The organism is Kribbella sp. NPDC020701, assembly GCF_055562215.1.
Map to the genome: position 1 here is coordinate 1 of NZ_JBVHFT010000021.1, position 25,086 is coordinate 25,086.

24 protein-coding genes and 1 pseudogene are annotated in these 25,086 nt (G+C 66.3%); 15 read left to right on the forward strand and 10 right to left on the reverse strand.

What is annotated here, in order from left to right; translation table 11 throughout:
- The 7 genes and pseudogenes from ACZ3HV_RS37335 to ACZ3HV_RS37365 all read left to right on the forward strand — a co-directional run.
- Positions 1–1,684: coiled-coil domain-containing protein (locus ACZ3HV_RS37335; RefSeq protein WP_465691577.1), on the forward strand; the 1,684-nt coding region annotated here is incomplete at its 5' end.
- Positions 1,685–1,903: 219 nt separating this feature from the next.
- Positions 1,904–4,183: an nSTAND3 domain-containing NTPase gene (locus ACZ3HV_RS37340; RefSeq protein WP_465691579.1), complete on the forward strand. Its 2,280-nt coding sequence runs from the start codon at positions 1,904–1,906 to the stop codon at positions 4,181–4,183.
- A 955-nt stretch (positions 4,184–5,138) separates the two neighbouring features.
- Complete coding sequence (locus ACZ3HV_RS37345) at positions 5,139–5,558, forward strand: LacI family DNA-binding transcriptional regulator (protein ID WP_465691839.1); 420 nt, start codon at positions 5,139–5,141, stop codon at positions 5,556–5,558.
- Positions 5,559–5,750: 192 nt separating this feature from the next.
- Positions 5,751–6,491 (forward strand): hypothetical protein, encoded by a 741-nt coding sequence (locus tag ACZ3HV_RS37350; RefSeq protein WP_465691581.1) that lies wholly within the window; start codon positions 5,751–5,753, stop codon positions 6,489–6,491.
- A gap of 48 nt (positions 6,492–6,539) precedes the next feature.
- Entirely contained in the window at positions 6,540–6,737 is a 198-nt protein-coding gene (locus ACZ3HV_RS37355; protein WP_465691583.1) for a hypothetical protein, read from the forward strand.
- A 173-nt stretch (positions 6,738–6,910) separates the two neighbouring features.
- Positions 6,911–7,575 (forward strand): annotated as a pseudogene (locus tag ACZ3HV_RS37360) (TOTE conflict system archaeo-eukaryotic primase domain-containing protein); the annotation flags it as partial.
- A gap of 282 nt (positions 7,576–7,857) precedes the next feature.
- On the forward strand, positions 7,858–8,649 hold the full coding sequence (locus ACZ3HV_RS37365) for a DEAD/DEAH box helicase family protein (protein ID WP_465691841.1): 792 nt from the start codon (positions 7,858–7,860) through the stop codon (positions 8,647–8,649).
- Positions 8,650–8,747: 98 nt separating this feature from the next.
- On the opposite strand, the gene ACZ3HV_RS37370 is transcribed toward ACZ3HV_RS37365, so the two are convergent.
- Both ACZ3HV_RS37370 and ACZ3HV_RS37375 read right to left on the reverse strand, forming a co-directional pair.
- Complete coding sequence (locus ACZ3HV_RS37370) at positions 8,748–9,953, reverse strand: MFS transporter (protein WP_465691591.1); 1,206 nt, start codon at positions 9,951–9,953, stop codon at positions 8,748–8,750.
- A 1-nt stretch (position 9,954) separates the two neighbouring features.
- Positions 9,955–10,434 carry a peroxiredoxin family protein gene (locus ACZ3HV_RS37375; RefSeq protein WP_465691593.1) on the reverse strand — a complete coding sequence of 160 codons (480 nt, stop codon included), beginning with the start codon at positions 10,432–10,434 and terminating at the stop codon, positions 9,955–9,957.
- Between the two features lie 96 nt (positions 10,435–10,530).
- Between ACZ3HV_RS37375 and ACZ3HV_RS37380 the strand changes: the two genes are divergently transcribed.
- Positions 10,531–11,163, forward strand: a complete 633-nt coding sequence (locus ACZ3HV_RS37380; RefSeq protein ID WP_465691595.1) for a TetR/AcrR family transcriptional regulator — start codon at positions 10,531–10,533, stop codon at positions 11,161–11,163.
- A gap of 29 nt (positions 11,164–11,192) precedes the next feature.
- On the opposite strand, the gene ACZ3HV_RS37385 is transcribed toward ACZ3HV_RS37380, so the two are convergent.
- A complete protein-coding gene (locus ACZ3HV_RS37385) occupies positions 11,193–11,912 on the reverse strand; it encodes an SDR family NAD(P)-dependent oxidoreductase (protein ID WP_465691597.1) in 720 nt (239 codons plus the stop codon).
- Between the two features lie 140 nt (positions 11,913–12,052).
- Between ACZ3HV_RS37385 and ACZ3HV_RS37390 the strand changes: the two genes are divergently transcribed.
- A complete protein-coding gene (locus ACZ3HV_RS37390; protein WP_465691599.1) occupies positions 12,053–13,024 on the forward strand; it encodes an AraC family transcriptional regulator in 972 nt (323 codons plus the stop codon).
- A gap of 292 nt (positions 13,025–13,316) precedes the next feature.
- Here the strand turns inward: ACZ3HV_RS37390 and ACZ3HV_RS37395 are convergent, their stop codons facing one another.
- From ACZ3HV_RS37395 to ACZ3HV_RS37410, 4 genes are all read right to left on the reverse strand, one after another.
- Positions 13,317–14,576, reverse strand: coding sequence for a pyridoxal phosphate-dependent decarboxylase family protein (locus tag ACZ3HV_RS37395; RefSeq protein WP_465691601.1), 1,260 nt, complete (start codon positions 14,574–14,576; stop codon positions 13,317–13,319).
- Positions 14,577–14,878: 302 nt separating this feature from the next.
- Positions 14,879–15,376: a redoxin domain-containing protein gene (locus tag ACZ3HV_RS37400; RefSeq protein WP_465691602.1), complete on the reverse strand. Its 498-nt coding sequence runs from the start codon at positions 15,374–15,376 to the stop codon at positions 14,879–14,881.
- 64 nt (positions 15,377–15,440) lie between these two features.
- Positions 15,441–16,724: a DUF7482 domain-containing protein gene (locus ACZ3HV_RS37405; protein WP_465691604.1), complete on the reverse strand. Its 1,284-nt coding sequence runs from the start codon at positions 16,722–16,724 to the stop codon at positions 15,441–15,443.
- A gap of 251 nt (positions 16,725–16,975) precedes the next feature.
- The gene (locus tag ACZ3HV_RS37410; protein WP_465691606.1) at positions 16,976–17,563 is read right to left on the reverse strand and encodes an ABATE domain-containing protein; all 588 of its coding nucleotides are present in this window, start codon (positions 17,561–17,563) and stop codon (positions 16,976–16,978) included.
- Positions 17,564–17,722: 159 nt separating this feature from the next.
- Between ACZ3HV_RS37410 and ACZ3HV_RS37415 the strand changes: the two genes are divergently transcribed.
- Both ACZ3HV_RS37415 and ACZ3HV_RS37420 read left to right on the forward strand, forming a co-directional pair.
- Positions 17,723–18,259, forward strand: coding sequence for a carboxymuconolactone decarboxylase family protein (locus tag ACZ3HV_RS37415; RefSeq protein ID WP_465691608.1), 537 nt, complete (start codon positions 17,723–17,725; stop codon positions 18,257–18,259).
- Positions 18,256–18,432, forward strand: a complete 177-nt coding sequence (locus ACZ3HV_RS37420; protein ID WP_465691610.1) for a DUF1348 family protein — start codon at positions 18,256–18,258, stop codon at positions 18,430–18,432. Before ACZ3HV_RS37415 ends, ACZ3HV_RS37420 begins: the two co-directional genes overlap by 4 nt.
- Before the next feature lie 321 nt (positions 18,433–18,753).
- Here ACZ3HV_RS37420 and ACZ3HV_RS37425 read toward each other — a convergent pair whose 3' ends face one another.
- Positions 18,754–21,282, reverse strand: a complete 2,529-nt coding sequence (locus ACZ3HV_RS37425; RefSeq protein WP_465691612.1) for a heavy metal translocating P-type ATPase — start codon at positions 21,280–21,282, stop codon at positions 18,754–18,756.
- A gap of 184 nt (positions 21,283–21,466) precedes the next feature.
- Between ACZ3HV_RS37425 and ACZ3HV_RS37430 the strand changes: the two genes are divergently transcribed.
- Both ACZ3HV_RS37430 and ACZ3HV_RS37435 read left to right on the forward strand, forming a co-directional pair.
- Positions 21,467–21,697 (forward strand): DUF2933 domain-containing protein, encoded by a 231-nt coding sequence (locus tag ACZ3HV_RS37430; RefSeq protein WP_465691614.1) that lies wholly within the window; start codon positions 21,467–21,469, stop codon positions 21,695–21,697.
- A gap of 230 nt (positions 21,698–21,927) precedes the next feature.
- Positions 21,928–22,464 (forward strand): hypothetical protein, encoded by a 537-nt coding sequence (locus ACZ3HV_RS37435; protein WP_465691615.1) that lies wholly within the window; start codon positions 21,928–21,930, stop codon positions 22,462–22,464.
- A 103-nt stretch (positions 22,465–22,567) separates the two neighbouring features.
- Here the strand turns inward: ACZ3HV_RS37435 and ACZ3HV_RS37440 are convergent, their stop codons facing one another.
- Entirely contained in the window at positions 22,568–22,825 is a 258-nt protein-coding gene (locus tag ACZ3HV_RS37440; RefSeq protein WP_465691617.1) for an SHOCT domain-containing protein, read from the reverse strand.
- A gap of 305 nt (positions 22,826–23,130) precedes the next feature.
- On the opposite strand from ACZ3HV_RS37440, the gene ACZ3HV_RS37445 reads away from it, so the two are divergent.
- Both ACZ3HV_RS37445 and ACZ3HV_RS37450 read left to right on the forward strand, forming a co-directional pair.
- On the forward strand, positions 23,131–23,421 hold the full coding sequence (locus tag ACZ3HV_RS37445; protein ID WP_465691619.1) for an SHOCT domain-containing protein: 291 nt from the start codon (positions 23,131–23,133) through the stop codon (positions 23,419–23,421).
- Entirely contained in the window at positions 23,418–24,896 is a 1,479-nt protein-coding gene (locus tag ACZ3HV_RS37450) for a multicopper oxidase family protein (protein WP_465691621.1), read from the forward strand. The genes ACZ3HV_RS37445 and ACZ3HV_RS37450 overlap by 4 nt, the downstream gene beginning before the upstream one ends.
- Here ACZ3HV_RS37450 and ACZ3HV_RS37455 read toward each other — a convergent pair.
- Positions 24,893–25,084 carry a MerR family transcriptional regulator gene (locus ACZ3HV_RS37455; protein ID WP_465691623.1) on the reverse strand — a complete coding sequence of 64 codons (192 nt, stop codon included), beginning with the start codon at positions 25,082–25,084 and terminating at the stop codon, positions 24,893–24,895. The genes ACZ3HV_RS37450 and ACZ3HV_RS37455 overlap by 4 nt on opposite strands.
- Positions 25,085–25,086: the final 2 nt, after the last annotated feature.

Genomic DNA, 25,086 nt, shown 5'->3' on the forward strand with positions numbered 1-25,086 from the left:
TGGTCCTTCGCAAGCCCAATTTTCCCTTACAGACAAGGCACTCTCGCCTTTTCACCTCACGTGTTGTCCAAATTCCCGTGAAACGCCGAGGCTAGCGCAGAAGACACGCGTCTCACGGGCGGGCATCGACCGCTTGCGTGACGAGCTGCGAGGGAGCATCCAGTCGTACGCGACAACTGCATCCTTTCGGGCATCGAACACGCTCCCCGAAGTCGACGCTCGGCTCGCACTGAAAAAGGAAGAGATCGCGGCTGCCGAGGCCGCACTCCGATCCGCGGAGGCCGCACTTGCCGCGATCGACTTGTCCAGTCAGAACCATGGCAATCTCGCCGGCCTGAAACAGCGCGCCGAGGAGCTCGAGACCGCGCGCATCGAGCTCGCCGACAAACTGACAGCCAACGAACGACGCCAAGCTCAGGCACGTCAGTCGCTCGCCGAGATGGAAGCGCTTCTTCGCCGAGCTGAGGATCTGGAGACTGATGCGGAGGCCCTCGCCGCTCAGGCAGTGCCCTTCCTGGGTGGCGAGGACCCTACTCCGTTTGTGTCGGTGGCCGTCAACCGTCTTCGCTACAACAACTGGAGTTCGGACATCAGGACCCAGCTTGCCGAATCGCATACCGAGCACGCCGCTTTGATCTCGGAGATCGCGACGCTGGACGATGCCCGCCGCCAGAACACAGAAGCTCTGGCAGCGTCCGACAGTGCGCGTGAACGTGCCCGCCAGCACGTTCTCCAGTCGCGGGAACGCCACGCGGCTCTGGTCGGAGATGAGAAGGATGCTGAGTCCCTGAGCGGGCTGCTTGCACTACGCGCGCGGATCCTCGAGGTCCCCGCAGCGATGGACCTGCTGCGTCAGCAGATCCTCGAACGCGCCGGGCATATACACGCCGCGCTCAGCACCCAACTCGAGGCCGTGGAGAGTCTCTACGCACCGGCATCCGCGTTCATCGCACAGTCCGCAGTTCTCAAGAATGCCGGACTCGAGTTCGATGCCGACCTTCGAATACTGCCCAGCTGGCACAGCGTCCCGATCGCTCTTGACGGTCGACGGAACGGTGAGTTCCCCGATTGGCTCGCGGAGCTGCCCCAGAGGACAGAAGACACCAGCTGGGAACAACTCTCAACACATCTCGAGAAAGCGATCCTCCGGATGGAGCACGAACGCGGAGAGGCCGAAGGCACGTATAGAGATCCCGGAACTGCCCTCCGCAACACTACAACTCTCGAAGAGTTCATGATGAAGATGCTCGACCTCTCGTGGCTGGAGGTACGCTTCGGACTGACCGGTGACGGCCTGCCGCTGACGCAACTGTCTCCGGGACAACGGGGCCTCGTCCTGGCCTTGTTCTACCTGGTCGTCGATCGCCGCACCACTCCGCTGCTCCTCGACCAGCCCGAGGAGAACCTCGACAACGAGACCATCGCGTCGAAGCTGGTACCGGCGATCCACGAGGCAGCAGGACGGCGCCAGACCATCGTGGTAACCCACAACGCGAACCTCGCCGTCGTCGGAGATGCGGATCAGATCATCCACTGCAGATTCCAGAACCAGCGGTTCACGGTGAGTAGCGGAAGCATTGCCGAGCTGGACGTGGCCAAATTCGCATTGAACGTGCTGGAAGGAACGAAACTCGCCTTCGACAATCGACGGCACAAGTACGAGGCGTTTCCACAGCTGAGTTGACTGATGTCCGGGGCCGGCAGCGGCCGTCCATCCCAGAGCGCTCACAGCGAGCCGACCGACGATTGAGCACGGCCGTCTCACAGCGAGCCGAAAACAGATGTGTCGCTCAGCGCATCTTGACAGGCACAATTCGATGCACGCAGTGTCTGGGGCGACGCCACTCGCCGACTCACCTCGCTCAGATGGAAGGGGGGAGGCGGATGCACGACACTTGAGCACATGGGTTCTCTCGACTATGAGCTCCAATCTCTCGGCTGGAGCGCATTCCAGGATCTCTGCGCAGTGATCCTGCAGCAGGTGCTGGGCCAGACGTTCCACACCTTTGCCGATACGAATGACGCTGGTCGCGATGGTGCGTTCTACGGCGAGTGGACCGGTCCGGCGGCCTCACCGGCCGATGAGTTCCCGACGACCGCCGGCCGAGCAACGGTTGTCCAGTGTAAGTTCAGCACGCAAGGCTCCAGCACGCTCACACCATCGATGCTGGCTGACGAGATAAGCAAGCTAGAACGGCTGCGGCAGCAGGGCTTGTGCGATCGGTACATCGTGATGACCAACCTCCGAGTTTCAGCGCGCACCGAGGAATGGCTGAAACGGCAGGCGTCGAAGGTCGGCGTCGAGAGCGCAATGATGCTGGACGGTAGACGGATCTGCCAGCAGATCTCTACTCGCGGAGACTTGCGTCGATACGTCCCGCGAGTCTATGGCCTGGGAGATCTCGGCAAGATCCTCGATGACCGCCGGCTGCAACAGGCCAGGGCGTTGCTCACGCGGCTCAGAGAAGACCTCGCCACCTTCGTGCCGACAGACGCCTATCGGAGAGCCGCAGATGCGATCGCCGATCACGGATTCGTTCTGCTCCTTGGTGAGCCTGCGTGCGGCAAGTCGACGATAGCTGCCACGCTGGCGATCGCGGCGCTGGACACCTGGGGATCAGGCGTCCGACGGGTCGACTCCGCGGAGGAGCTGCTCGCAGTCTGGGATCCCAACGAGCCGGACCAGCTGTTTTGGGTCGATGACGCTTTCGGGAGCATCCGTCATGATGCGCAGCTCACCGATGGTTGGACCAGGCGGATGGATCAGGTCATGACCGCAGTCGGACAGGGTGCCCGCATCATCTTGACCAGTCGCGACTACATCTACCGTGATGCGCGGGACCATCTGAAGGAGTACGCCTTTCCTCGGCTCCGGGAACAACAAGTTGTGGTCGATGTCACCCACCTCACCGGGCAGGAAAAACGACACATCCTGTACAACCATCTCAAGGCAGGGGACCAACCCCGCGAGGTGCTGGAACGATGGAAGCCACATCTCGGCGCAGCGGCAGCGGTCGATCGACTCCAGCCCGAGGTAGCGCGGCGCCTCAGCCTGCGAGCATTTATCACCTCGGCCAGCCTGCAGACGCGTGATCATCTCGTGGCGTACTTCGCCAAGCCTGTCGCATTCCTCGCCGATGTCCTGCGCCAACTTGAACCGGCCGATCGAGCCGCCCTCGCCTGTGTCTACCTAGCTGGTGACGAGCTCGCGGCCCCAGTGCAGTTCACGCCCGCGTTCACCGATGCCGTGTCACGCCTCGGTGCAACCGAATCAGATGTGCTGCGTGCCTTTTCGACCGCCGAGGGCACCTTCCTTCTGCTGACCGAGAACACGCACGGTGATCCCGTGTGGCGTTTCCGGCACCCAACCATCCGTGAAGGCTTTGCGTCCGTTGTCGCCGAGGACGTCAACACCATTACGATCTTCCTCGACGGCCTCAACGAGGATGAACTGGCTCAGCAGATCGATTGCGGAGGGACCAACTCGTTCGGAACACTCGTCCGAGTACCGGCGAGCCTGTACGACCGTGTCGTTCCGCGCATAGGCGTGCCCCTCAGACCGGAGACACGTTGGCAGAGCCGTGTGGGTTGGTTTCTCGAACGTCGGACTTCACCGGAGTTTCTCAAGTCATGGGCTGCCTTTCACGCAAGCGCCCTGCCACGTCTACTCGACTTCGGCATGTCCACCGGCGCCTTCTGGCAACCATCAGTTCTTGGTCGCCTACACGCAGCTGGTGCGTTGGCTGACGACCTCCGCCGAGGCGCTGTCGCGAAACTCAGCGAGTATGCTCTTGATTTCGACGCCGGCTGGCTGGACGAGCCTGTGATCCGACTCTTTGAGCCAGCAGAGCGATCCGGACTCCTTGATCAGATTCGCCTTGAGGTACTGCCCGAACTCGAAGACCGCATCGATCGGTCCGCGGATGGGTACGCCCGCGATGTGACACCTGCGGACCGCTACCGCGAAGCACGAGATGCGGTCGAAACGTACCTCGAGGCCTTTCGAGACGCGCCCGACCTGACTGCCCAACTGGAGGAGGCGCGCGGATACATCGACCGGCGCATAGGCGACGTGGACGACTACGAACCATCTCCGGCGCGCCGCTTGGCGGGAGACAGCCCGATTGGCGCGGCCCGCCATGGCTCGCGCGATGAGTTCGACGACATCGCGGACGGAAGGTAGCCCTGACAGAGCGACGGTGAGCGAGCTCTGACGCTCCGTCAAGAGCGCGGCGCTGCTTGCTCGGAGATCACCGCCATCTGAGAGGGCGTCGAGCGGCGCCGGCATCTTGCATGGGGCGGTCAGCAGCATCCTCCGACCTGCTAGTTCTGGTCTCGAACGGACGCGGCTCGCCGGTGGCGCGCCGCGAACCTCTGAGACGCACCTCTTTACGCACCTCAATCAGCGCGAGAGGATGGTGAGCGATGAGAATCGATGTGCACGACAACAGCCCCGAATCCCTTGCCAGTAAGAGCTTTCGCGCATCATCGGCAAACGGTGATCATCGTCAGCTGGAATTCAGCGGGTTCGGGGTTCGAGTCCCTGGCGGCGCACAAAAGCCCAGGTCACAGCGTTGGCCTGGGTTTCGTCATGCCTCCAGCGCATCGTTTACGCATCTCTTTCCCCTGGCGCCAGCGTCGAGCCACTCCGTCGACGCTCGTCACGGCCCGTGCCCTGAGCATTCTCAGGGCCTTCATGTGACCGTGATTGTGCGTCACATCACACGGGTTCGCATCGTTGCCGACTTCTCGGAATCTCGGCCGTGCCAGGCGTTGAGCAGCCAACCATCACACCGGTTGGAGGCGTGAGATGTCGAGGCCGCCACTGCCCATCGGAACCTGGGGCGAGATCAGTACGTGGGTCGTGCAGACCGACGACAAAGGCAAGCCCGTCAAGCACTAGTCGCAGGCACGGTTTCGTGACCACGACGGTCGTGTGCGACTGGTATCCGCATACGGGAAGACGAAGACCGCCTCCGAGCGCGCCATCCTCACGAAGCTCCAGGACCGCGCCAAGACCAACCAGTCTGGCGATCTGACCGCCATGCACAAGATCAATCACCTTCTCGACCTCTGGGAGCGGAGATTCGAGGGATTGGTCGCGGACGGAACACGGCCGAACGGTCGGCACAGGCCTGCTGCGCTTCCGCGGCGTGACCCAGGCGCTCGATGCCGCCGGCCTGGACTTCGACCGCCAACTGCTGCATGGGGTCGCCAAGTACGACCAGGAGTGCGGCCGCCGGGCCATGCTGACACTGCTCGAGCGGGAAGAGCGGCCCGACGCCGTTGTCTGCTTCAACGACCTGATGGCCCTCGGCGCGATCCGGGCCTGTTACGAGGCGGGCGTGTCGGTCCCGGACGAGATCGCGATCGCCGGGTTCGACGGGATCAAGCAGGGCCGGTTCAGTACGCCGTCGCTGACTACGATCACTCCGGATGTGGAGGCGCTGATCCGCAGCGCGGTCGGCATCCTGATCGACGGCTCCGCCGACCGGGGGACTCATGTCGACGTCCCGTGGTCACTGACGATCCGGGAGAGCACGGCCGGCCCGACCTGATCGCAGCCGCGCGGATGTACCCATTCACGGCCCGTCGTCCCGATCGCCATACTTGCGGGGCTTGGTCGTACAAGCGATCTGCCGCGCTGGCCCAGTATGTGAGGCCGCCGCTACCTCGGACTCGACGTCCTCGCCACCAGTTTCGTGAATGAGTACCACTGGTGCGATTTCAGGGGTGATCCGAGCCGGTTGATGGAGCGCTATTACGACGCGCACCTGTATGTGGCCAATTGGGGCACCCACCGGGTGATGTTCCGCCTGCCCTGTGATCTGCTCGATCTCGAAGTTGTCGAGAACTACTGCGTCACCTATCAGGCGAATGCCTGGATCGCGGGCGACTTCATCGTGCTCGACTTCACCAGCGACGAAGGCGGTGAGTTCGACTACGACGCCGAGGCCTTGCCGTCCGCGCTGGTCGGAGTTCGTGCCGAACTCGCCGCCGGCGATCTTGGCCCGCTCTACCTCGCTTGGCTGGCCGCCTACGGCGCCTGGGAACGCGACGAAAACGTCTTCGACCGCGACGCCGACGACGATCTCGAACCATCGGTTCCGCCCAGATTGGGTGCGCTGAGTGCGGCGCAGCGTGCGCTGGCCGACTTCTTGCGCCTCGATGACGACCTGCTCGCGATCGCGGCTCAGGCTTCTCCACCGGTGGAGGAGACCGCTGACGATGACCTCGCCGCGTGGGTGGCTCGCCTGCCGGTTGCCACGAAGAACCGGCTCCTGGCGCGGGTCGTGCGGGGTGAAGCCGCGCGGGTGCGGATGGAGCTGCTGCGCCGTTTCCGCGGCGACACCGTCCCGACCATCCCCGTCCCAGCCCGCCGGACCGTGGCCGACCTGCTCGACAACGCGGCGCGCCGGCGAGCCGACCACGACCGTCGGCTGGCCGCCCAGCGCCGAGGACGGGGCACGCCGGGAACAGGCGCGCCTTGAGGCCCGCGAACGACGACTCGACGAACTGGCCGACGAGGAAGACGCTGCATGGTCGCGCGTCGAGCAATGATCGCCACCCGGAAACCGGCCGAGTACGACGCCGCCGTCACGCTGCTCACCGATCTGCAAGCGCTGGCCGAACGCGAGGACCGCCACGACACGTTCACCGTCCGCACCATCGCGCTGCGGCAAACGCATGCACGCAAACCCAGCCTCATCGAGCGCCTCAACCGCGCCGCCCTCTGACCATCGCCTCTACGGTGGATTCCGTGGAAGACGATCTCCAGTCAGCGAAGGCAGCGGGCCTTGCGGAAGAACTCGCCGAGCTCCGCGCCTTGACAACGCAGTTGCGTACGGAGAACGCGCGGTTGTTGCGCCTGCTAGAGCTGACACCGAAACAAGCTGAGCAGCCCGGCCCGGTGCAGACCGGCTTCTTCGAAGCAGACCCCGGCCCGGTCGACCGGCGATCCACCCCGGAAGTCAAGGTCGACTTCTTCGCGGCTTTGTTCGCCGCGCGCAGGGACATCTACGCCACGCGGTGGGAGAACGCGCGTACTGGCAAAGCGGGTTGGCTGCCGGCAGTGCGGGGCGAGTGGCGCAAGGCGTCCGGCACAAGGACCGCGACTACCTGCCGCTGACCACGGACGTATTGCGCGCCCATCTGACCGGTGACGTGCATGTCGGACTGTATCCACTGCTGGACGGCGACCTGTGCTGGTGGCTGGCGGCCGACTTCGACGGACCGATGGCGATGTTGGACGCGCTGGCCTACCTGACGGCTGCCAGGACGTGGTCGGTGCCGGCGGCGTTAGAGGTGTCACGTTCGGGAGTCGGTGCGCACGCGTGGGTGTTCTTCGCGACCCCTGTGCCTGCGGAGATGGCTCGTCGACTCGGCACAGCCCTGTTGCGAGAGGCGATGGCGGTGCGTGGTCGCATGGACCTGGCCAGCTATGACCGGCTCTTCCCGTCACAGGACGTGCTGCCCTCGGGCGGCGTCGGAAATCTGATCGCCGCACCCTTGCAGGGCAAGGCCCGCCCGTCCGGGGCGACGGTGTTCCTCGATCTGGCGACGATGGAACCGCACGATGACCAGTGGGCGTATCTGTCCTCGATCGGCCGATTGAGCCCGGCTGAGGTCAGCCGGGTCGCACGCCCCTCCGGCGGACTCACCGTCGGCGCGAGCACCAACAAGCTCAGCGTCGCGGTCTCGACCCGGATCCGTGCAACCGCACCGCCTGTCGTGCGCGCACAGCTCAGCTCAGGAGTCCGACTGGAAGCGGGCGACCTGACGCCGGCGTTGCACGCGACGCTCAAGCACGCGGCGTCGATGACGAACCCGCTGTTCTACGAGCGCCAGCGACTCCGAATGTCCACCTGGGACACGTCGAGATTCCTGCGCAGCTACGACGAAACCCTCGACGGCGGACTCGTCCTGCCGCGCGGGCTGCAAGACACGATTACGTCGCTGGTCGAGGAAGCAGGAAGCCGCCTCGAGATAACCGACGAACGGCGGGCTGGCGAGGCGAGGGACTTCACCTTCACTGCCACGCTGACACGCGAGCAACAGGACGCCGTAAACGATCTGCGTGACCATGACCTCGGCGTGCTGGTTGCGCCGCCAGGCGCGGGCAAAACCGTGATCGCCTGCGCGATGATCGCCATCCACGCGACCTCCACACTCGTACTCGTCGACCGTAAGGCACTGGCCGATCAGTGGCGGACCCGCATCAGCGACCTGCTGGGTGTCAAAGCCGGCCAACTCGGCGGCGGTCGCCGTAAGACCCGTGGGGTGGTCGATGTCGCAATGCTGCAAACCCTGGCCCGCAAGACCGACATCGAGCAGTTGACCAGCGGCTATGGGCTCGTCGTCGTGGACGAGTGCCACCACATTCCCGCCGCGGCGTTCGAGCAGGCCGTCAAACAGATCCCTACCCGCCGCTGGCTCGGCCTCACAGCGACCCCGTACCGCCGCGACAAGCTCGACGACCTGATCGCACTGCAACTCGGCCCGGTTCGCCACACGATTGTCCAACCCATGCCACCACGCAAGGACAGCGCGCCCCAACTCGCCTCGAAGTCCCAGCAGAACGCCCAACGCAGCGGCTTCGACCTCCTCTACACCCGAGCCGTCCTCGTGAAGCACCTCGCCACCTCCTGACCAGCCTCGAGGCGATCCGCCCCAAACCCGACGATCACGACCTCCGCAGGTCGTTGCCAGCAGGTCGACCACCGTTCGTTTGTAGGTGCGATTGGCCTTCAGCGCCGGCCGCCGGCGAGGGCGAGCGCGGCGGGCAGCCTGCGTAACCGCAGCATCGCGACCGTCCCGAGCAATGGCCCGATGGCCAGCGGCAAGAGCGCGTAACGCCAGCCGACGACATCGACGGCGACCGGGACGAGCCGGATGCTGACGATGGTGAGCGTGAACCCGAGCGCGAGCTGCAGAGCGAGCACCGACCCCGCGTAACGCGGCTCGGCCAGTTCGGTTGCCGCGGCCGAGAACTGCGCGGAGTCGGCGATCACAGCGGCGCCCCAGACGAGCATCGTCGCCACGAGTATGGGCAGCGCGGCTCCGTAGATCAGTGGGCTGACCAGGCAGCAGGCCGCGCTGAGCAGCATCGCCGCGCTGGTGATCGCGGTGCGTCCCAGCCAGTCGGCCAACCGTCCGGCCACAACGGCTCCGAGAAGGCCGGCCACCCCGATCGCCAGGAACGTCACGGTACCTGTCTCGAGCGAGCCAGGGTTCGAATGCACCTGCGCCGCGACGAAGAACGCCGACAACCAGCTCCACAGCGCGTACAGCTCCCACATGTGACCGAGGTAACCCATCGTGGCCAACCGCAGCGGCCGCTCGCGGGCCAGCGCCCGGGCCGCAGCGCCGACGTCGAGCGGAGGCGCGGGAACCGCCGCCGGTCCCGGGCGAACCGTCCAGACCGACACGGCGGCCAGGACGGCGAGGCCGGAGGTGACCCCGATCGTCGCTTGCCAGGGAACGTGGCCGAGACCGCGCACCAGGTGTGGCGTCCCCGAGCCGAGGGTCAGCGCGCCTACGACCACGCCGGTCGCCACGCCTCGTCCGCGCTCGAAGTGCGTGGCGACAAGCCGCACCGACGGGGCGTAGACGCCGGCGAGCGCGACGCCGACCAGGAAGCGGATCGGCAAAGCGAGCGCGAGGCCGTGAGCCAGCAGCAGCCCTACGTTCGACACGCCGGCCCCGACCGCAGATCCGGCGATCAGCCGGCGCGCCTGCAGCCGGTCGGGCAGGTTGAGCACCGCCGCACCCACACTGCCGGTCACGAAGCCGACCTGAACGACGATGACCAGCCACGCGGCGCCGGTTGACGTCAAGTGCCAGTCGTCCTCGAGAGCCGGCACGATCGCCGTCGCGCTGAACCAGGACGCGTTGGCCAGCACGGCGGAGAGTGCCACGAGGACGAGAGCGCGGCGCCGCTCATGGTTGGCCACGTCAGCCCTCGTGCGTCTTGATGTAGCGGAGGAATCCGACAACGTCGTCCGCGACCAGCCGTCCGATCGCCTCGCTGGAATACACCGCCGTGATCACCTCGCCCTGTGGATCGAGGACGAAGCCGGACGACTGCAGGTAACTTCGATCGGCGCTGACATACGCACCGGTTGCCTCCGACACCTTGTCCACGTCGGCGCTGTGTACGACGGGGAACCTCAGCTTGTGCTTCTCGACGAGATTGGCGCTGGTCGCCTCGTCGTCGACGGAGAGCGCGACAACCTTGGCGTCCAGCTCGGCGAGGGTCTCCGACGCGCGAGAGAACGCGGCGAGCTGGGCGTTGCAGTACGGGCACCATGATCCGCGGTAGATCAAGACGATGCCGAACCAGCCGGCGAGATCATCCGGGAGGCCGATTGAGCCGCCACCCACCGCGGGAAGCGACAGGGACGGGAACTGCTCTCCGTTGTGCAGACGAGACACGGGATTCCTCTCTGAACTCCAATGAAGTGGACTAACTGGTCCACCATGACTGGATCGAATTGGACTATCAAGTCCAGTCGGGATTACGATTCGAGAATGCCGACGAAGCACCGCGCCGATACCCCACGCCTCACCGCACGCGGCGCCGTGACACGGGCGCGGATCGTCGCCGGCGCGGCGGAACTCGTCTACGAGCGCGGCGTTGCCGGCACCAGCCTCGACGACATCATGGCGGCCACCGGCACGAGCAAGTCGCAGCTCTACCACTACTTCGCCGACAAGGACGCGCTCGTGCTGGAGGTGATCCGCAGCCAGCTCGCCAAGGTCATCGCCGGGCAGGAGACGCAGTTGCGCGAAGTGTGGTCGTGGGATGGCCTGCAGCGTTGGCGCGATCACGTCGTCGAGGCCACCCGTGCCACAGGTGGCGTTGGCGGCTGCCCGCTCGGCTCGCTATCGAGCGAGCTTGCCGACCGATCGGAGCCAGCTCGTCGCGTGCTGGCCGAATGCTTCGCCGAGTGGGAGGGGTACCTGTTCGACGGGTTCACCGCGATGCGCGCCGACGGTGAGCTGTCCGCGGACGCCGACCCGCAACTGCTCGCGACGGCGGTGATGGCAGCGCTCCAGGGTGGGATACTACTGTCCCAGGCCACTCACGGGGTCCAGCCGCTCGAGCTGGCCCTGGATATGGCACTGGATCACGTCAGCAGATGTCGACCCGCGAACCACTGAGCCGCCCACCAGCGCCGGCCGGGATCAGCTCAGCCGGCCAGCATCTGCTCGAGCTGGATCGGATCGCCGAGGTACACCTTCCCGGCGCCCTCCGAAGCGTCATCCGGCCAGACCACGGTGTCGCCGGCTGCGATCCCGGCAACGATTCTGCGTGCGACCTCCTCGGGGGCGGCCTTGTCGGCAGCGACACCTGCCAGCATGTCCGTGTCGATTCCGCCCGGGTACGCTCCGGCAACCGTGATACCGCGATTGCGAACCTCGGCGCGCAGGGCCTGGGTGAATGAGTGCGCGGCGGCCTTCGACGCCGAGTACCCGGCCATCGGTCCTACCGGAGCCAGGGCGATCAGCGTCAGCACGTTGGCGATCACAGCCGGGCCGTTCGACTCCAGTACAGGGACGAACGCCCGGCTGACACGGACGGTGCCGAGGTAGTTGGTGTGCATGTCACGCTCGAAGAGGTCGATATCGCCTTCCAACGGACCGCCGAATCCGAGAACCCCGGCGTTGTTGATGAGCAGGTTGACATCGGACGCAGCCGACGCGGCCGCGTCGACGCTGGCCTGGTCGGTCACGTCCAGGGCGAGGGTGCGTACCCGCGGATCGCCCGCGACGGCCGGGTCGATGGTCTGCGGACTCCGCGCAGTGGCGTACACCTTCGTGGCTCCGCCGGCCAGTAACTCGGCTACGAAGCGGGCCCCCAAGCCTCGATTGGCCCCGGTGACCAGAGCTGTGCTTTCGGCGATTTTCACAATGATCTCTCCTTCGAGCAGGTGAACGAGTAGACCGTATTACTCCCTACGTATGCAGATCGATGCTTGATACTCGCAATATTTTGTTCATCCGTCTCATCACAGAGCGATTCGCGCACGAAACGGATAGCGTCGAAGGTATGGACCTGCTGGCTGAGGTGCTGGCTGTCGCCGGCGTACGGGGCACTGTGGCGGCGTCGGTACACGCCGGCGAACCGTGGGGGCTCGAACTCGATCGCGTACCTGGTGCCGCCTTCCACGCGATCACCGCCGGTACTGCGTGGCTCCGGTTGCCCGGCCGGCCCGACGTGCGACTCATGCCAGGCGACGTTGTGTTGCTGCCGACCGGAACGCCGCATGCACTGTCCAGCGAACAGGACGTCGTTCTCGAGCTGTTCGACCATCTGGCGGCGGAACAGGCGCTCGCAGAGGGCGGTGTGTTGCAGGTCGGAAGCCGGGCGGGGCGCACCCGGATTCTGTGTGCCTCTTACCGACATGACCCTGCCGTTGCGACGCCGCTGCTCACGTTGCTGCCAGACCTCGTGCACGTCCCCGCCGGGACGGGCGGCAGCGCGCTCGACGACACCCTACGGCTGCTCGGCAACGAACTCACTCGCCGTCAACTGGGCGCGGCGACCGTGCTCGACCGACTCGTCGACGTCCTGCTGATCCACCTCCTTCGCGCCTGGATCGACACGGAGTCGGTCCGATCCTCCGTGTCGTGGTTTCGGGCGCTCGGCGATCCCGTCATCGCGGCCGCGCTCTCAGCGCTCCACAGCGACCCTGCACGTCCGTGGACCATCGACTCGCTTGCGGACGAGGTCGCGGTCTCCCGGGCAACACTGGCCAGACGCTTCCCAGCGCTCGTTGGTGACACGCCATCGGCCTATCTCACACGCTGGAGAATGGATCTCGCCGCCCGCAGACTTCGTGACACCGACGACCCGATCGAGCAGGTCGCGAAATCCGTCGGTTACACCTCGGAGTACGCGTTCTCGCGTGCGTTCTCCCGTGCTCGAGCCCAGCCCCCGGGTCGCTATCGAGTTGGATCTCGTGCCGCCGACCGCCGCCCGGGTTCGGACGAACCGCGACAAGCCGGGCCTTCCCGGTAGTGCGCTTCGCTGCCAGCCCGGTCCGGGTGCGGCCACGGAGACGAGCAAGACTGTCCCCACCTGGCGACAGCCCGCTAGCTTGCGGGGCCAGGGCACCACGACACGGAAGTCGATCTCGACTCCCGCGGGATCCGACAGCAGCAGGCGCATGAGTTGCCCTGGGCAACAGCCAGGGCTCCGTGGGCCATGGTGCACCCAGCCCACGAGTCGTACGCATGCACCTTCCACGGAGAACACGATCGGTGTGACGCCGGGCCGTCGTGCCACCTCTCGATGCTTGTTGGACGGCGGGCTAAGAGGTCGAGAGTACGTTCCTGGTCGCCTGCTCGATCGATGTGAGTGTGCGCTGGATGTCGTCCTCGGAGGTGCTCCAGCCGGCGACTGAGAGCCTGATAGCGCTTCGTCCCCGCCAGGTGGTCTGCCCGAACCAGCACTCGCCGGATTCCTGCGCAGCTTGCGCGATCCTGGTGTGGTCGTCAACCGTTCCGATGCGCGCGACGACCTGGTTCAGTACGACGTCGTTCAGAACCTCATAACCAAGTGCCCGGAGGCCCTGCGCCAGGGTGGCGGCATGGGAACACGAGCTCTCGACCAAGTCGGCCACGCCGCGACGGCCCAGGAAACGTAGCGCAGCCCACACCTCGACTCCACGCGCTGAACGGGAGAACTCTGGACCCATGTCCTTGGGGGCGACGGTCGCGCCGGTCTTGAGGTAAGGAGCCTGCGTGACCATCGCATCGTGGAGCGGCTGCGGGTCACGGACGATAGCAAGCCCACAGTCGTATGGCGTGTTGAGCCACTTATGGCCGTCGACGACCCAGGAGTCGGCCTGGTCCACACCTGCGGTGAGCGATCGGCGCGTCGGCGAGGCCGCTGCCCACAGTCCGAACGCGCCGTCAACGTGCACCCAGGCACCCAGCGCGCGGGCCTGCCGGCACACCTCCTCGAACGGGTCGAACGACCCAGAAGTGACGTTGCCGGCCTGTAGGCAGACGATCGTCTGCGGGTCCAGAACCGGCATCTGGTCAGCGATCACCCTTCCTTGGTCGTCGGTCGGGATCCGCTCGATGATTGTCGTGCCCCAGCCCAGTAGAGTCAGGGCCTTGATCACCGTGACGTGAATCTCGTCGGAGACGACAACGCGCAGCCTAGGAGCATCCCAGAGGCCTCGCTCGGTGACGTCGTAGCCAGCGCGGGCGAGCAACTGCTGCCGGGCCGCAGCCAAGCAAGTGAAGTTCCCCATTGTGGCGCCGCTGACGAAGCTGACGTGTGACTCGGCCGGCAACCCCAGCAAGTCGACCACCCACTGACCTGCGCACCGCTCCAGCGCACAGCCGACCGGCGAGGTCGCGTCGTTGAACACGACCTGGTCCCAAGCGCTAGCCAGCACTCGGGCACCCAGCGCGGCAGGCAGCGTACCGCCGACGACCAAGCCGAAGAAGCGCCCACCGGCCGAGGCAACGGTCGCCGGCGACCCATATGCGTGCAGCGAGCGCAACACTTCGTCCGGATCCGTTGGATCCTCAGCCAGCGGCTGCGTCAACTGCTCCATCATTGTCAGTGCAGCCGGTTCCGGCGCGACCCGCCGGGTGCCTACGGTGCGGAGATAATCCGATGCTGCGGCGGATGCAGCCGTCAGGGCGCGCATCGAGGGCGTGGTCACAGGCAATTCTCCAAGTCGGATTTCAGCGCCGCGCAGACTCGTTCATCGCGGCGATATCCTTCAGCCACCGCAGCAAGTCCTACCGACCCGGGTGCGACACTGCCTTGCAGCGATCGGATAGCGAGTTAGCCATATGGCTAAGTACGTTGTACTACTCGACGCGCCAACGTCAAGGTTCATTGCTGTGACCCTCACCGGCCCCGCCAGTTGGACGAGCACGCCTTCTGTGCGCAGCGGACCAGACCGAGAACGTCGTCAGGCGCGAGACGGCCGATGGCGTTGGAGGAATAGACGGCCACGACGATTCGGCCGCGCGGGTCGAGGACGAATCCACTGGACTCGAGGTAGGCCGGATCACTGTGCTGGTACGACTGAAGGGTAGCCGCGACGCGCCGGCCATCGGCGTCGTACCCGATGGGGATCTCCAAGCCTTGGTTTCGAACCATCTCGGCGGCCTGCTGCTCGTCGTCGACCGACAGAGCGGCGACCCGGATGCCTGCCTCTGTCAGGTTTGGTAGGGCACGTTGGTACGCCGTGAGTTGCGCCTTGCTGTACGGGCACCAGTGCCCGCGGTAGGTGAGTACGGCTGCCCACGAACCGGCCAGGTCATCGGGAAGGCGCAGAGTGCCGCCGCCAACGGCAGGCAACTGCAGGGCTGGGAAGGCTGAGCCGTTGGCCAGTCCGGTCATCTGTGGGGCTCCTCCGAGTAAAGGCGGTGGGGTGCCCGCATGGGCGCCCCACCGCATCAACTGGTCAGTGCTGCGAATCGGGCAGAGGTGTCGCAAGGTTGTCGGTCGGCGCCTCGTCGATGAAGCCGATGACCGGGCAGTTGATGATCACGCCCTGGGCGCCGTACGGCGCGCCGCCAGGCCCGGTAATCAGGTCGGGTCGGCTGGCAGCCAGGTTGAAGATCTGGTTCTCGTCGATCTGCCGCTTGCTCAGCCCGAGCCTGATGGCCTTGTCGGTCCATTGCCCGAACTGAGCCTCCCAGATCGGGCTGTACGCCTCCGCATGACGCGGATCCGCCAAGGTCGGAAAGTCGCCCTGGACATTGAGCGCGTCACCACCGTTGCGAAGCGCGTCGATGAGTGCGGTGTTAGCAGCCGAGGCGTCCTCGGCCGCATGACCGTCCAGGATCAAGTGCGCGATGCCCTGGGCCTGCGGGTTGTTCGCTCCGGTCTGTCCGTTGAGGAACGGGAAGATCCGCTCCCGGGCCGAACCGAGCGCGTCATCGCCGCCGTTGTACGCGATCTGCGAGAGCGCCGGCACGTAAGTGGCCCGCTCGAGGGTGGCGGTGCCAGGGTCGTTCGACTCGGTGCTGATGTAGAGGATGGGCTGACCCGCGTCGAATCCCTTCACCAGCAGCAGGTCCACCCACGACTGATTGAACTTGCCAGGCCCCGCGGGCGGCGCGATGTGGATGCCCAGAACGCGGTCCTCGGTGTTGGTGTGGTGGACCACGTCGAACGGACCGTCGCCGGTGGCAACAATCGGTGCGTTGTAGACGACCGGCGAGCCGGCCAGCCGAATGAACGGACTGTAGTCGGCGTCACCAACGCCCCCCGGCTGGGCCTTCGCCGGCGGAAACCCGTCCGGCCCGGGCACCAGCACCCGGGTCGGGCTGAAGTCAGGCGCGCCAGGCCGGTCGATGACCGCCGTACCGAACCGGTTCTCCTCAGGAGTCGGCGCAACGACAGTGGCCGTCTGCACACAGGTGGCGCACCCGATCCCCACGTTGTTCAACTTCGCGGCGTGGTTCACATCCAGATCGGCGGCTATGCCAGGATCAGACGCCTCGGTGATGACATACCACACGGTTTCGCCCTTGACCCGCGCCTTGAACAACGGCAAACGCACCGTCTCACGGGTCAGATCCACCTGCAGCGCACTGCGAATCGTGAGATTCTCGGCCGGCAGCAGACCGCTCTTCTGGCCCGGGAAGCTGGACACTGCGGTCTCGGCCGCCTGCGCCTGCGTGTGCGTAGCGGCCACCGCGCCACCACCGACGGCCAGCGGCACCACCAGCGCCATGGTCATCGCCGTTTTCCGTGCGCGGCGACCAGTTGGCCACCGGAGTACTGGGTTCATCGCTTCTCTCCTCGGAGACAGCTCACCAGTCCTCTCTGGACTGATTGGTCCAGCCAAGCCGAGGCGCAGCGGACCGTCTAGTGCAGTGCGATTACCGTTCCCTTATGTACGCGGCGAAGGCCCCGGCCGGCGCTGGGAATCAGCCGCCGACGGCGCGCGGCGCCGCGTGGAAGTCGTACTCGGCGTTGCCGTGGGCAACCCTAATGCGGCGTCTGTCGACTGAGCTCCGGATTGATGGCCGAGGTGTGGCCGGAGTGCCTGGCGTAGTGCCGTGCGGCGCGTGCTCGATTGCCACATGCGGCCGAGCACCATTCTCGCCGCGGATGATCCTTGACGAAATAAAGTACGCAGCCGGGCGCATGGCAGGCACGCAGCCGTGGTGCCGTGGTGTCGGTGAGCATGTCGATCGATTCGGTTGCGACAGCCGCCAGTGCCGCGGGCACCGGTCGGCCAACTGGCGTGGCGTCCAGCTCGAGTACTCCATCGCGGAGCTGAAGCCGGGGAGCGGCCGCGCTGCCGGCGATCGTGTTGATCTCATCGATCGCGGTGCTCACGTCAGGGGTCGCAGAGACGGCCGCCGGACGATCGTCCTCGGTCAGCAGAGCCGCGAGCCGGCGTAACGCGTCCCGCAGCCGCAGGCCGATCACGAGGTCGGCTTTCGTGACGGTGACCGGCGTGGCGGTGAGGCCGACGACGCGCAGCCAGTCACCGAGCTGGCCACGGTTGCTCAGTGCATCGTGCACGCCGCCACGATCCGCCCAAATCGTGTTCATCAACCGAACCGGCACAGGTTCGCCCGGAGTCACCCAGGCCACAGTACGTCAGCCGTCGGTTCTGCTCTAGCCATACTTCTAACGGTAGCATCCGCTTGCAACCATTACATCGACCAGCTACGCTTCTAACGGCATTCAGCTACTTTTGACGTTAGAAAACTGGAAGGATCTCACATGAGCGCGTTGCCCCTGATCGACCCGAACGCAGCGACAGAACCCGCCGCCGGCCTGCTCGCCGCCGTACGGAAGAGGCTCGGCGTGACCCCCAACATGACGAAGGCGATGGCGAACAGCCCGGCACTGCTGAAGGGGTACCTCGAGTTGTCCGGGGCACTCAGCAACGGAGTGCTCCCCGTGGCCACCCGGGAACGCATCGCCCTAGCAGTTGCTCAGGGCAACTCCTGTGGATATTGCCTGTCGGCACACAGCTACCTCGCCGAGCATGTCGGTGGTCTCGGCGTCGCGGAGATCGCATCCGCACGCAAGTCGGACTCCACCGATCCGAAGGTCGCCGCACTGCTCACCTTCGCCACCGCAGTGAACGACAACCGGGGCGAGCTGACCGAGGCGGACCTCGAAGCGGTTCGCTCGGCTGGTGCGACTGACGAGGAGATCGCCGAGGCGATCGGGCACGTCGCCCTGAACGTTCTCACCAATTACTTCAACAAGGCAGCCGACGTCAACATCGACTTCCCCGTCGTCGAGGTATGAGCACCACCATCCCACCACTCGCCCCACCCTTCTGCGAACGGAGTGCACGCGCGAAAGTGCAGGCCGCCGAAGATGCGTGGAACAGCCGAAACCCAGAGCGGGTCGCCGCGGCCTACACGCCGGACTGTCGGTGGCGCGACCGGTCCGAGTTCATCACCGGGCGGAACGACTGATTGAAAGGCTGCGTGTAGCCGAATACGCGAGCTACGCCGCCTGAGGTTCGGGTCAGGCCGGGATTCCGGCGCGCGGAGTGCGGAACCCACGAGGGTGACGCTGATGGCGATCGCTATCAACCACCAGGGCGTGAAGAACAGCCCGAACAGCGGGAGCGCAGCGCCCCGCCGGCAAATCCGACCAGGCTTGGTGGCTGAGTAAGCCGACGCCGGCTGCTGCGATCAGCGGGCCGGCGGTGAGGGCGAGCACCACCGAGACCGCGCGGACGTCGCCGACAAACCACGAGTGCCCAGCATCGATCGCCCAGCGGAGCGAGGCGTTCATCCCGGGGCGGTGAGGGTCTCGGCTTGCCGCTCGGCCCTGGCGGGTTCTGCCTGCGGTGGCTGCCGGGTGTGGTGGCGGCGGAGTCGGTTGGCGTTGCCGACGACGGACAGCGAGCTGAGTGCCATGGCGGCGGCCGCCAGCATGGGGCTGAGCCGGACGCCGAGCAGTGGATAGAGCACGCCGGCGGCGATGGGGATGCCGATGGCGTTGTAGATGACGGCGAAGAACAGGTTCTGGCGGATGTTGCGCATGGTGGCGCGGGACAGCCGGATGGCGGTGACCACTCCTGCGAGGGAGCCGGAGATGAGGGTGATGTCGGCAGCTTCGATGGCGACGTCGGTGCCGGTGCCGATGGCCAGACCGATGTCGGCATGGGCGAGGGCCGGTGCGTCGTTGATGCCGTCGCCCACCATGCCGACCCGGCGGCCTTCGGCTTGCAGGCGGTGGATTTCCTCGGCCTTGTATTCGGGCAGCACCTCGGCGAGGACCCGGTGGATCCCGACCTGCTGGGCAATGGCTTGGGCGGTGCGGGCGTTGTCGCCGGTGATCATGACCAGGTCGAGGCCGAGCTGCCGCAGGGTGGCAATCGCCTTGGCGGAGTCGGGTTTGATGGTGTCGGCGACGGCCAGGACGCCGGCGGGTCGGCCGTCGATGGCTGCCAGTACGGGTGTCTTGCCTTGTGCGGAAAGTGTGGCCGCGGTCGCGTCGAGGGCGCTGGTGTCGATGCCTGCGTCAGTGAGCAGCCGGGGCGTGCCGACGAGTACGGCGTGTCCGTCGACGCTGGCCTGGATGCCTTTGCCGGTGATCGAGTCGAACCCAGTCGCCGTTATGGGCTGGAGGTTCCTGGAGCGGGCCTCGGCGACGATGGCGGCGGCGAGGGGGTGTTCACTGTCGGCTTCGGCGGCCGCTACCAGGGTGAGCAGTTCGCTGTCGTCGAGAGTGCCGACGGTGTGGATGTCGGTGAGGGTCGGTTTGCCTGCGGTGACGGTGCCGGTCTTGTCCAGGACAATCGTGTCGAGCTTGTGTGCGGTCTCCAGCGCTTCGGCGGAGCGGATGAGGATGCCCGCTTGGGCGCCTTTGCCGGTGCCGACCATGATCGACAGGGGTGTGGCGAGGCCGAGCGCGCAGGGGCAGGCGATGATCAGTACGGCGACCGCCGACACCAGGGCGAAGGTCAACGCTGGCGCTGGGCCGAGGACGTACCAGGCGGTAAAAGTGGTGATGGCGATCGCTATCACTGCTGGCACGAAGTAGGCCGAGACGGCGTCGGCCAGTCGCTGGATCGGCGCCTTGGAAGCTTGGGCTTGCTGCACCATGCGGATGATTTGGGCGAGCATGGTGTCCGCGCCGACCTTCGCGGCGCGCACCCGCAGGGACCCGGTGCCGTTGATAGTTGCCCCGATCACGACGTCGCCGGCGTGCTTGGTGACCGGCATCGATTCGCCGGTCACCATCGACTCGTCCACAGCTGAACTGCCGGACAGGACGGTCGCGTCGACCGGGATCTTCTCGCCCGGCCGGATGACCAGTTCGTCGCCGACGGCAACTTCCTCGACAGGAATCTCGGTCTCGGTGCCATCGCGGATGACGCGGGCGGTCCGGGCCTGCAGGCCGAGCAGCGCTCGGATGGCCTCCCCAGTGCCGGCTTTGGCGCGGGCCTCGAGGAGACGGCCGAGCAGGATGAGGGTGAGGATGACACCGACTGCTTCGTAGTACACCTCGCGGACATCGGACGGCAGGAGAGTGGGGGCGAGCGTGACGACCAGGCTGTAGCCGTAGGCAGCGGCGGTGCCCAAGGTGATGAGGCTGTTCATGTCCGCGCTGCGATGCGCCAGCGCCAGCCAGCCGGTGCGGTGGATCGGCCAGCCGGTGTAGACCATCACCGGCGTGATCAACGCCAGCTGCACCCAGTGGTTGAGCAGCACGGCCGGCACCCAGTCGGCCCCGAACACCTCATGTGCCATCACCGCGAACAGCACCGGCAGCGTCAACACCGCGCCCGTGATCACCCGGCGGGTCAGGTCAGCGATCTCCGCGCGCCGCTCGGCGCCCTGAGCCGCCTCCTCGTCCGCCGTAGTCGCGCCAGCCGATGACGCGGCCGCCACGACTCCGTCGGTCCTGGGCGGCGGTTCTGCCGAGGGGGAGTCGCCGGCGGGTTCGACGACGAGCGTGCCGTGGATCATGTTCATCCCGCACGCGAATCCGAAGGTGCCCGCACGGTCCGGGGTCAGCTTGACCGTCGTCTGGGTAAAGGCCGGCAGCCCGGCGTTGACGCCGAAGTCGGCGAACACCACGTGAGACGTGCAGTCCCCGCTCTCCTGCCTGTCGAAGACCAGTTCCAGGGGCAGGTTCTGGCGGACCTTGATCACGTCGGGGCTGTAGCCGCCACGCACAGTCACCTGGAGGCGCTGCACCCCGTCGGCCAAGTCAGCGGTGCTGGAGCTGCGACGGCCGAAGAAGTACCAGCCCAGCGCGGCCACCAAGGCAACAGCTCCGAGCAGAACCACAGTGTCGGTGGTACTCATCTGTACCAACTCCTGTCGACGAGTCGTGATGCTCCGATCGTCGCCGCACATACCCCCAGGGGGTAGAGCAGACGGACTGGATCGGACAGGACCTATGGAGGCTGCATGAGCGACTTTGTCCCCTGACTGCCGGGCCGGTGAGACGCTCACGCTCAGGGTGAGATCCCGAGGGAAGGGACATCCCATGAAGAACCAGAACGCGCCGCTGTACGCGGTCGCTGCCGCGATCCTCGTCGTGGGCCTGGCCTTCGCCGGCGTACCGGTGACGACCCTGCTGATCGGCCTGGTCGTGCTGGCCTGCCCGCTGTCGATGCTGTTCATGATGAGCGGCATGCGCGGCAACCATGACGAGTCCGGTCAGACCGGCCGCCCGGACGACAAGAAAGATCAACCCCACGGACCTGCCCGGCGATAGCCGAGCAACCTCGCTGGAAGGGGCTGGCGTGATGTTTGGAGTAAGTCGGTCCGTCGTGATGGTACTGGCGCTGGCGGCGCCGCTTGTCAGTTCGCCCGCATGGGCGAGTCCGCAGGCCGGGGCCGAATTCGGCCAGCATGTGCGTGAGTGCGCCCAGCAGGTTGGGTTCAGCGGCGAGCACAACCCCGGTATGCATCGGGGTGCCGTCGGCTGGGACGGCATGGCCTGCCATGACTAGTCGTGCCGGCAAGCTGGCCGCGGTGGTCGCGGCGCTGACGCTCACCCTTGTCCCGGGTACGGCGTGGGCACACGGCCCCGAGGAGACCGAGCGCGCCTACGACCTGGTTCGCCAGGCCATCGCCCTGACCGTCAACACACCAGACGATATGGACGGCATCGCGGACAAGGTCAACGACGCGATGGAGGCCGAGGACTCGTCCGGTGTGCAGATCACTCTGGTCAAGCAGGCCGAGCAGGCTATGGAGGCCGGCGATCTGCACCAGACCCGCGCCCTGTTGGAGAAGTCGATCGGCGCACGCGTGCACACCGACGCGTCCGAACCGGTGCCGATCGGACAGCCCGCACCGGTGGGAGCCGACACCGGCACGGTGGCCGCGGTCGACCCGATGCCCGGCCGCAGTGTTATCGCCGGCACCGACTGGATCATACTCGCACTGTCGCTTGTAGTCGGGGTCGGCGGCATCGCCCTGTCACTCCAGCTGCGTCCCCGCCACCTGCCCCATCCCGGCCCGGCGTCCGGGAGGTGAGCCAGTCATGTCGCACATCATCAGATCACGCACAGCCTCGGAGACATCCGAGCCGCGAAAGCCTGGCACGCTCCGGCTACTCGCGCAGAGCACCGCAGCTGGGTCACTGCGAATGCACATCCTGGCTGGCAAGGTGGGCTTTCGCCTGGGTGTAGGCGTCGGCGTCGATCTCGCCGGCCGCGAATCGCCGGTCCAGGATCTCCTGCGGCGTCTCCCGCCGTGGTTGATCGGATCCCGGATTGGCAGGCCGCTGAATGACCTTGAATACGGCCCACACGATCACTGCGGTGAGCGCGATCCACACCAGCGGCATCACAATCATCATCCAGCCCCAGCCCGAGCCCCAGTCGCCGTACATCATGATCGTCTCCCAACAGTTGGCATCTCTGTCTTTACGGTCTGCCGTGCTGCCGGGGGCAGCCAGAGGCTTAGGTCTCGCGCTGGACGGGACCTGCGGCGGTCCGCGGCGCCTGGACGGCCAGCGCGGAGGGTTTTCGATACCGCCGAACAAGCCCAGCCATTGAAGCCAGGTCATGGTCGGGATATCGGCGCCATATCTGCCCTGGTGACTCTGCGGCCACGACCGGGAATGGGGGACGTTGGGCTCCCGCGGATCGGGACCATCGGCAAGACCAGCAGACTCGAATTGGCCATAGCGTCTAGGTAATGGTTGCCCGACGCCGGAGCCTGCAGGTGGGTCATTCGGCGTATGGGCGGTTGGCGATGACGGGCGGTGTCACGATGGGCTGGATGTGGGTGTGGCCCATACTTACCGTGGCGGGTCTGCTGATTCTGGGCTATGTCGCGGTTCGGCTGGTGCAGAGCAAGCGGATGTCGTCTCCGACCGGGACTGGCCCGAGTTCTGACTCGCCCGCACGGCGGATCCTCGACACCCGCTACGCGCGCGGCGAGATCGATGCCGAGGAATACCACCATCGCAAGGGGCTGCTCCCGTGACCCGCCAGCCGATCAGCCGCCGCCGGACGCTGGCCCTCCTCGCGTTAGGCACAGCCAGCACGGCTGCCGGGGCGACCGGATGGATCACCGGTCTGGGCGCACCAAGTCGCAACCGCCTCGCCCCGGCCGACACCGGCCAGGCCCTGGGCCAGCCGGAGGTGATGGCCAGCTCGAACGGGGTACTCGGTGTGCGCCTCACCGCCGCGCCGGGCGTGCGACTGGCCGGACACGACACCTCGGCCTGGGGATACAACGGGACGTCACCCGGACCGACGCTGCGGCTGCGGCCCGGCGACGAACTGCGGGTGCGGCTGGTCAACCGCCTCGATCAGCCGACCAACCTCCACACCCACGGCCTGCACGTCTCCCCGCAGGGCAATGGCGACAACCCGTTCGTCACCGTCAGACCCGGCGACAGCTTCGACTACACCTTCCGCATCCCGGCCAACCATCCTGCCGGCACGTTCTGGTACCACCCCCACCACCACGGCACCGTCGCCGACCAAATCTTCGCCGGGCTGGTGGGCGCGCTCCTGGTCGAGGCCGAACCTGACCTGCAAGTCACCGACGACCTGGTGCTCCTGGTCACCGACACCACCCTGGACGGCGCCGGCCGCGTCGCCCTGGCCAACCGGATGGCCAAACTGCAAGGGCGCGAAGGTGACCTAGTTCTGGTCAACGGCCAGCACGAACCCGTCATCACCGCGACCCCAGGAGCGGTGCAGCGGTGGCGGGTCATCAACGGCTGCACGTCCCGGGTCATCGCGCTGCGCATGGAGGGTCACCAACTCACGCAGATCGCCCTCGACGGGATCTTCCTACCGGCACCCGTCGACCGCGACCAGGTGCTGCTGGCCCCGGGCAACCGAACTGACCTGCTCATACGTCCCGCCGGTGACGGACGCTACGCGCTGGTCAGCGATCCATACGACCGCGGCAGCACCGCCATGATGGGCGGCGGGGGTATGGGCGGGAATGGTTCGTCCAACGGCAGCCCCGTCACGCTCGCGACCATGACAGTGTCCGGACCGGTCAGCGCCTCACCGCCTATCCCCACGACGCTACCTGCCCCACCTGCGCCGGCGGCCTCGGCGACAAGGCAGCGTCGGCTGATACTCGCCATGGGTATGGCCGCCGGCATGGGTGCGATGACGTTCACCATCGACGGCCGCACCTTCGACCCCGAACGCGACGACCAGACAGTTGCCCTGGGCACCACCGAGGAATGGACCGTGGTCAACACAAGCCCTATGGATCATCCGTTCCATCTGCACGCCTGGCCGTTCCACGTCCTGGACGCCAGCGCCGGAACACCCCCCACTGGCGCGCAACAAGACGTCGTCCTCATCCCCGCCCGAGGCTGGGCACGCCTACGAATCCCCTTCACCGACTACCCCGGCCGCAGCGTCTACCACTGCCACATCCTCGACCACGAAGACCTCGGCATGATGGGAACCATCAACGTGCACGGCTAGTTGGTGGTGTTGAGGATCTCGCGGATGTCGTCCAAGCTCAGCCCTGCCTCCTTCGCGCACACGATCGCCGCGACCCGGTAGCGGTAAGCGTCGCTGTACATTCGCCGGTCGAGCCTCCACCCGCGCAGGCGCCACCCACGAGACTCCCAATGCCGCGGACATTTGGCATTGACGCCGTCCAGGGGCATGG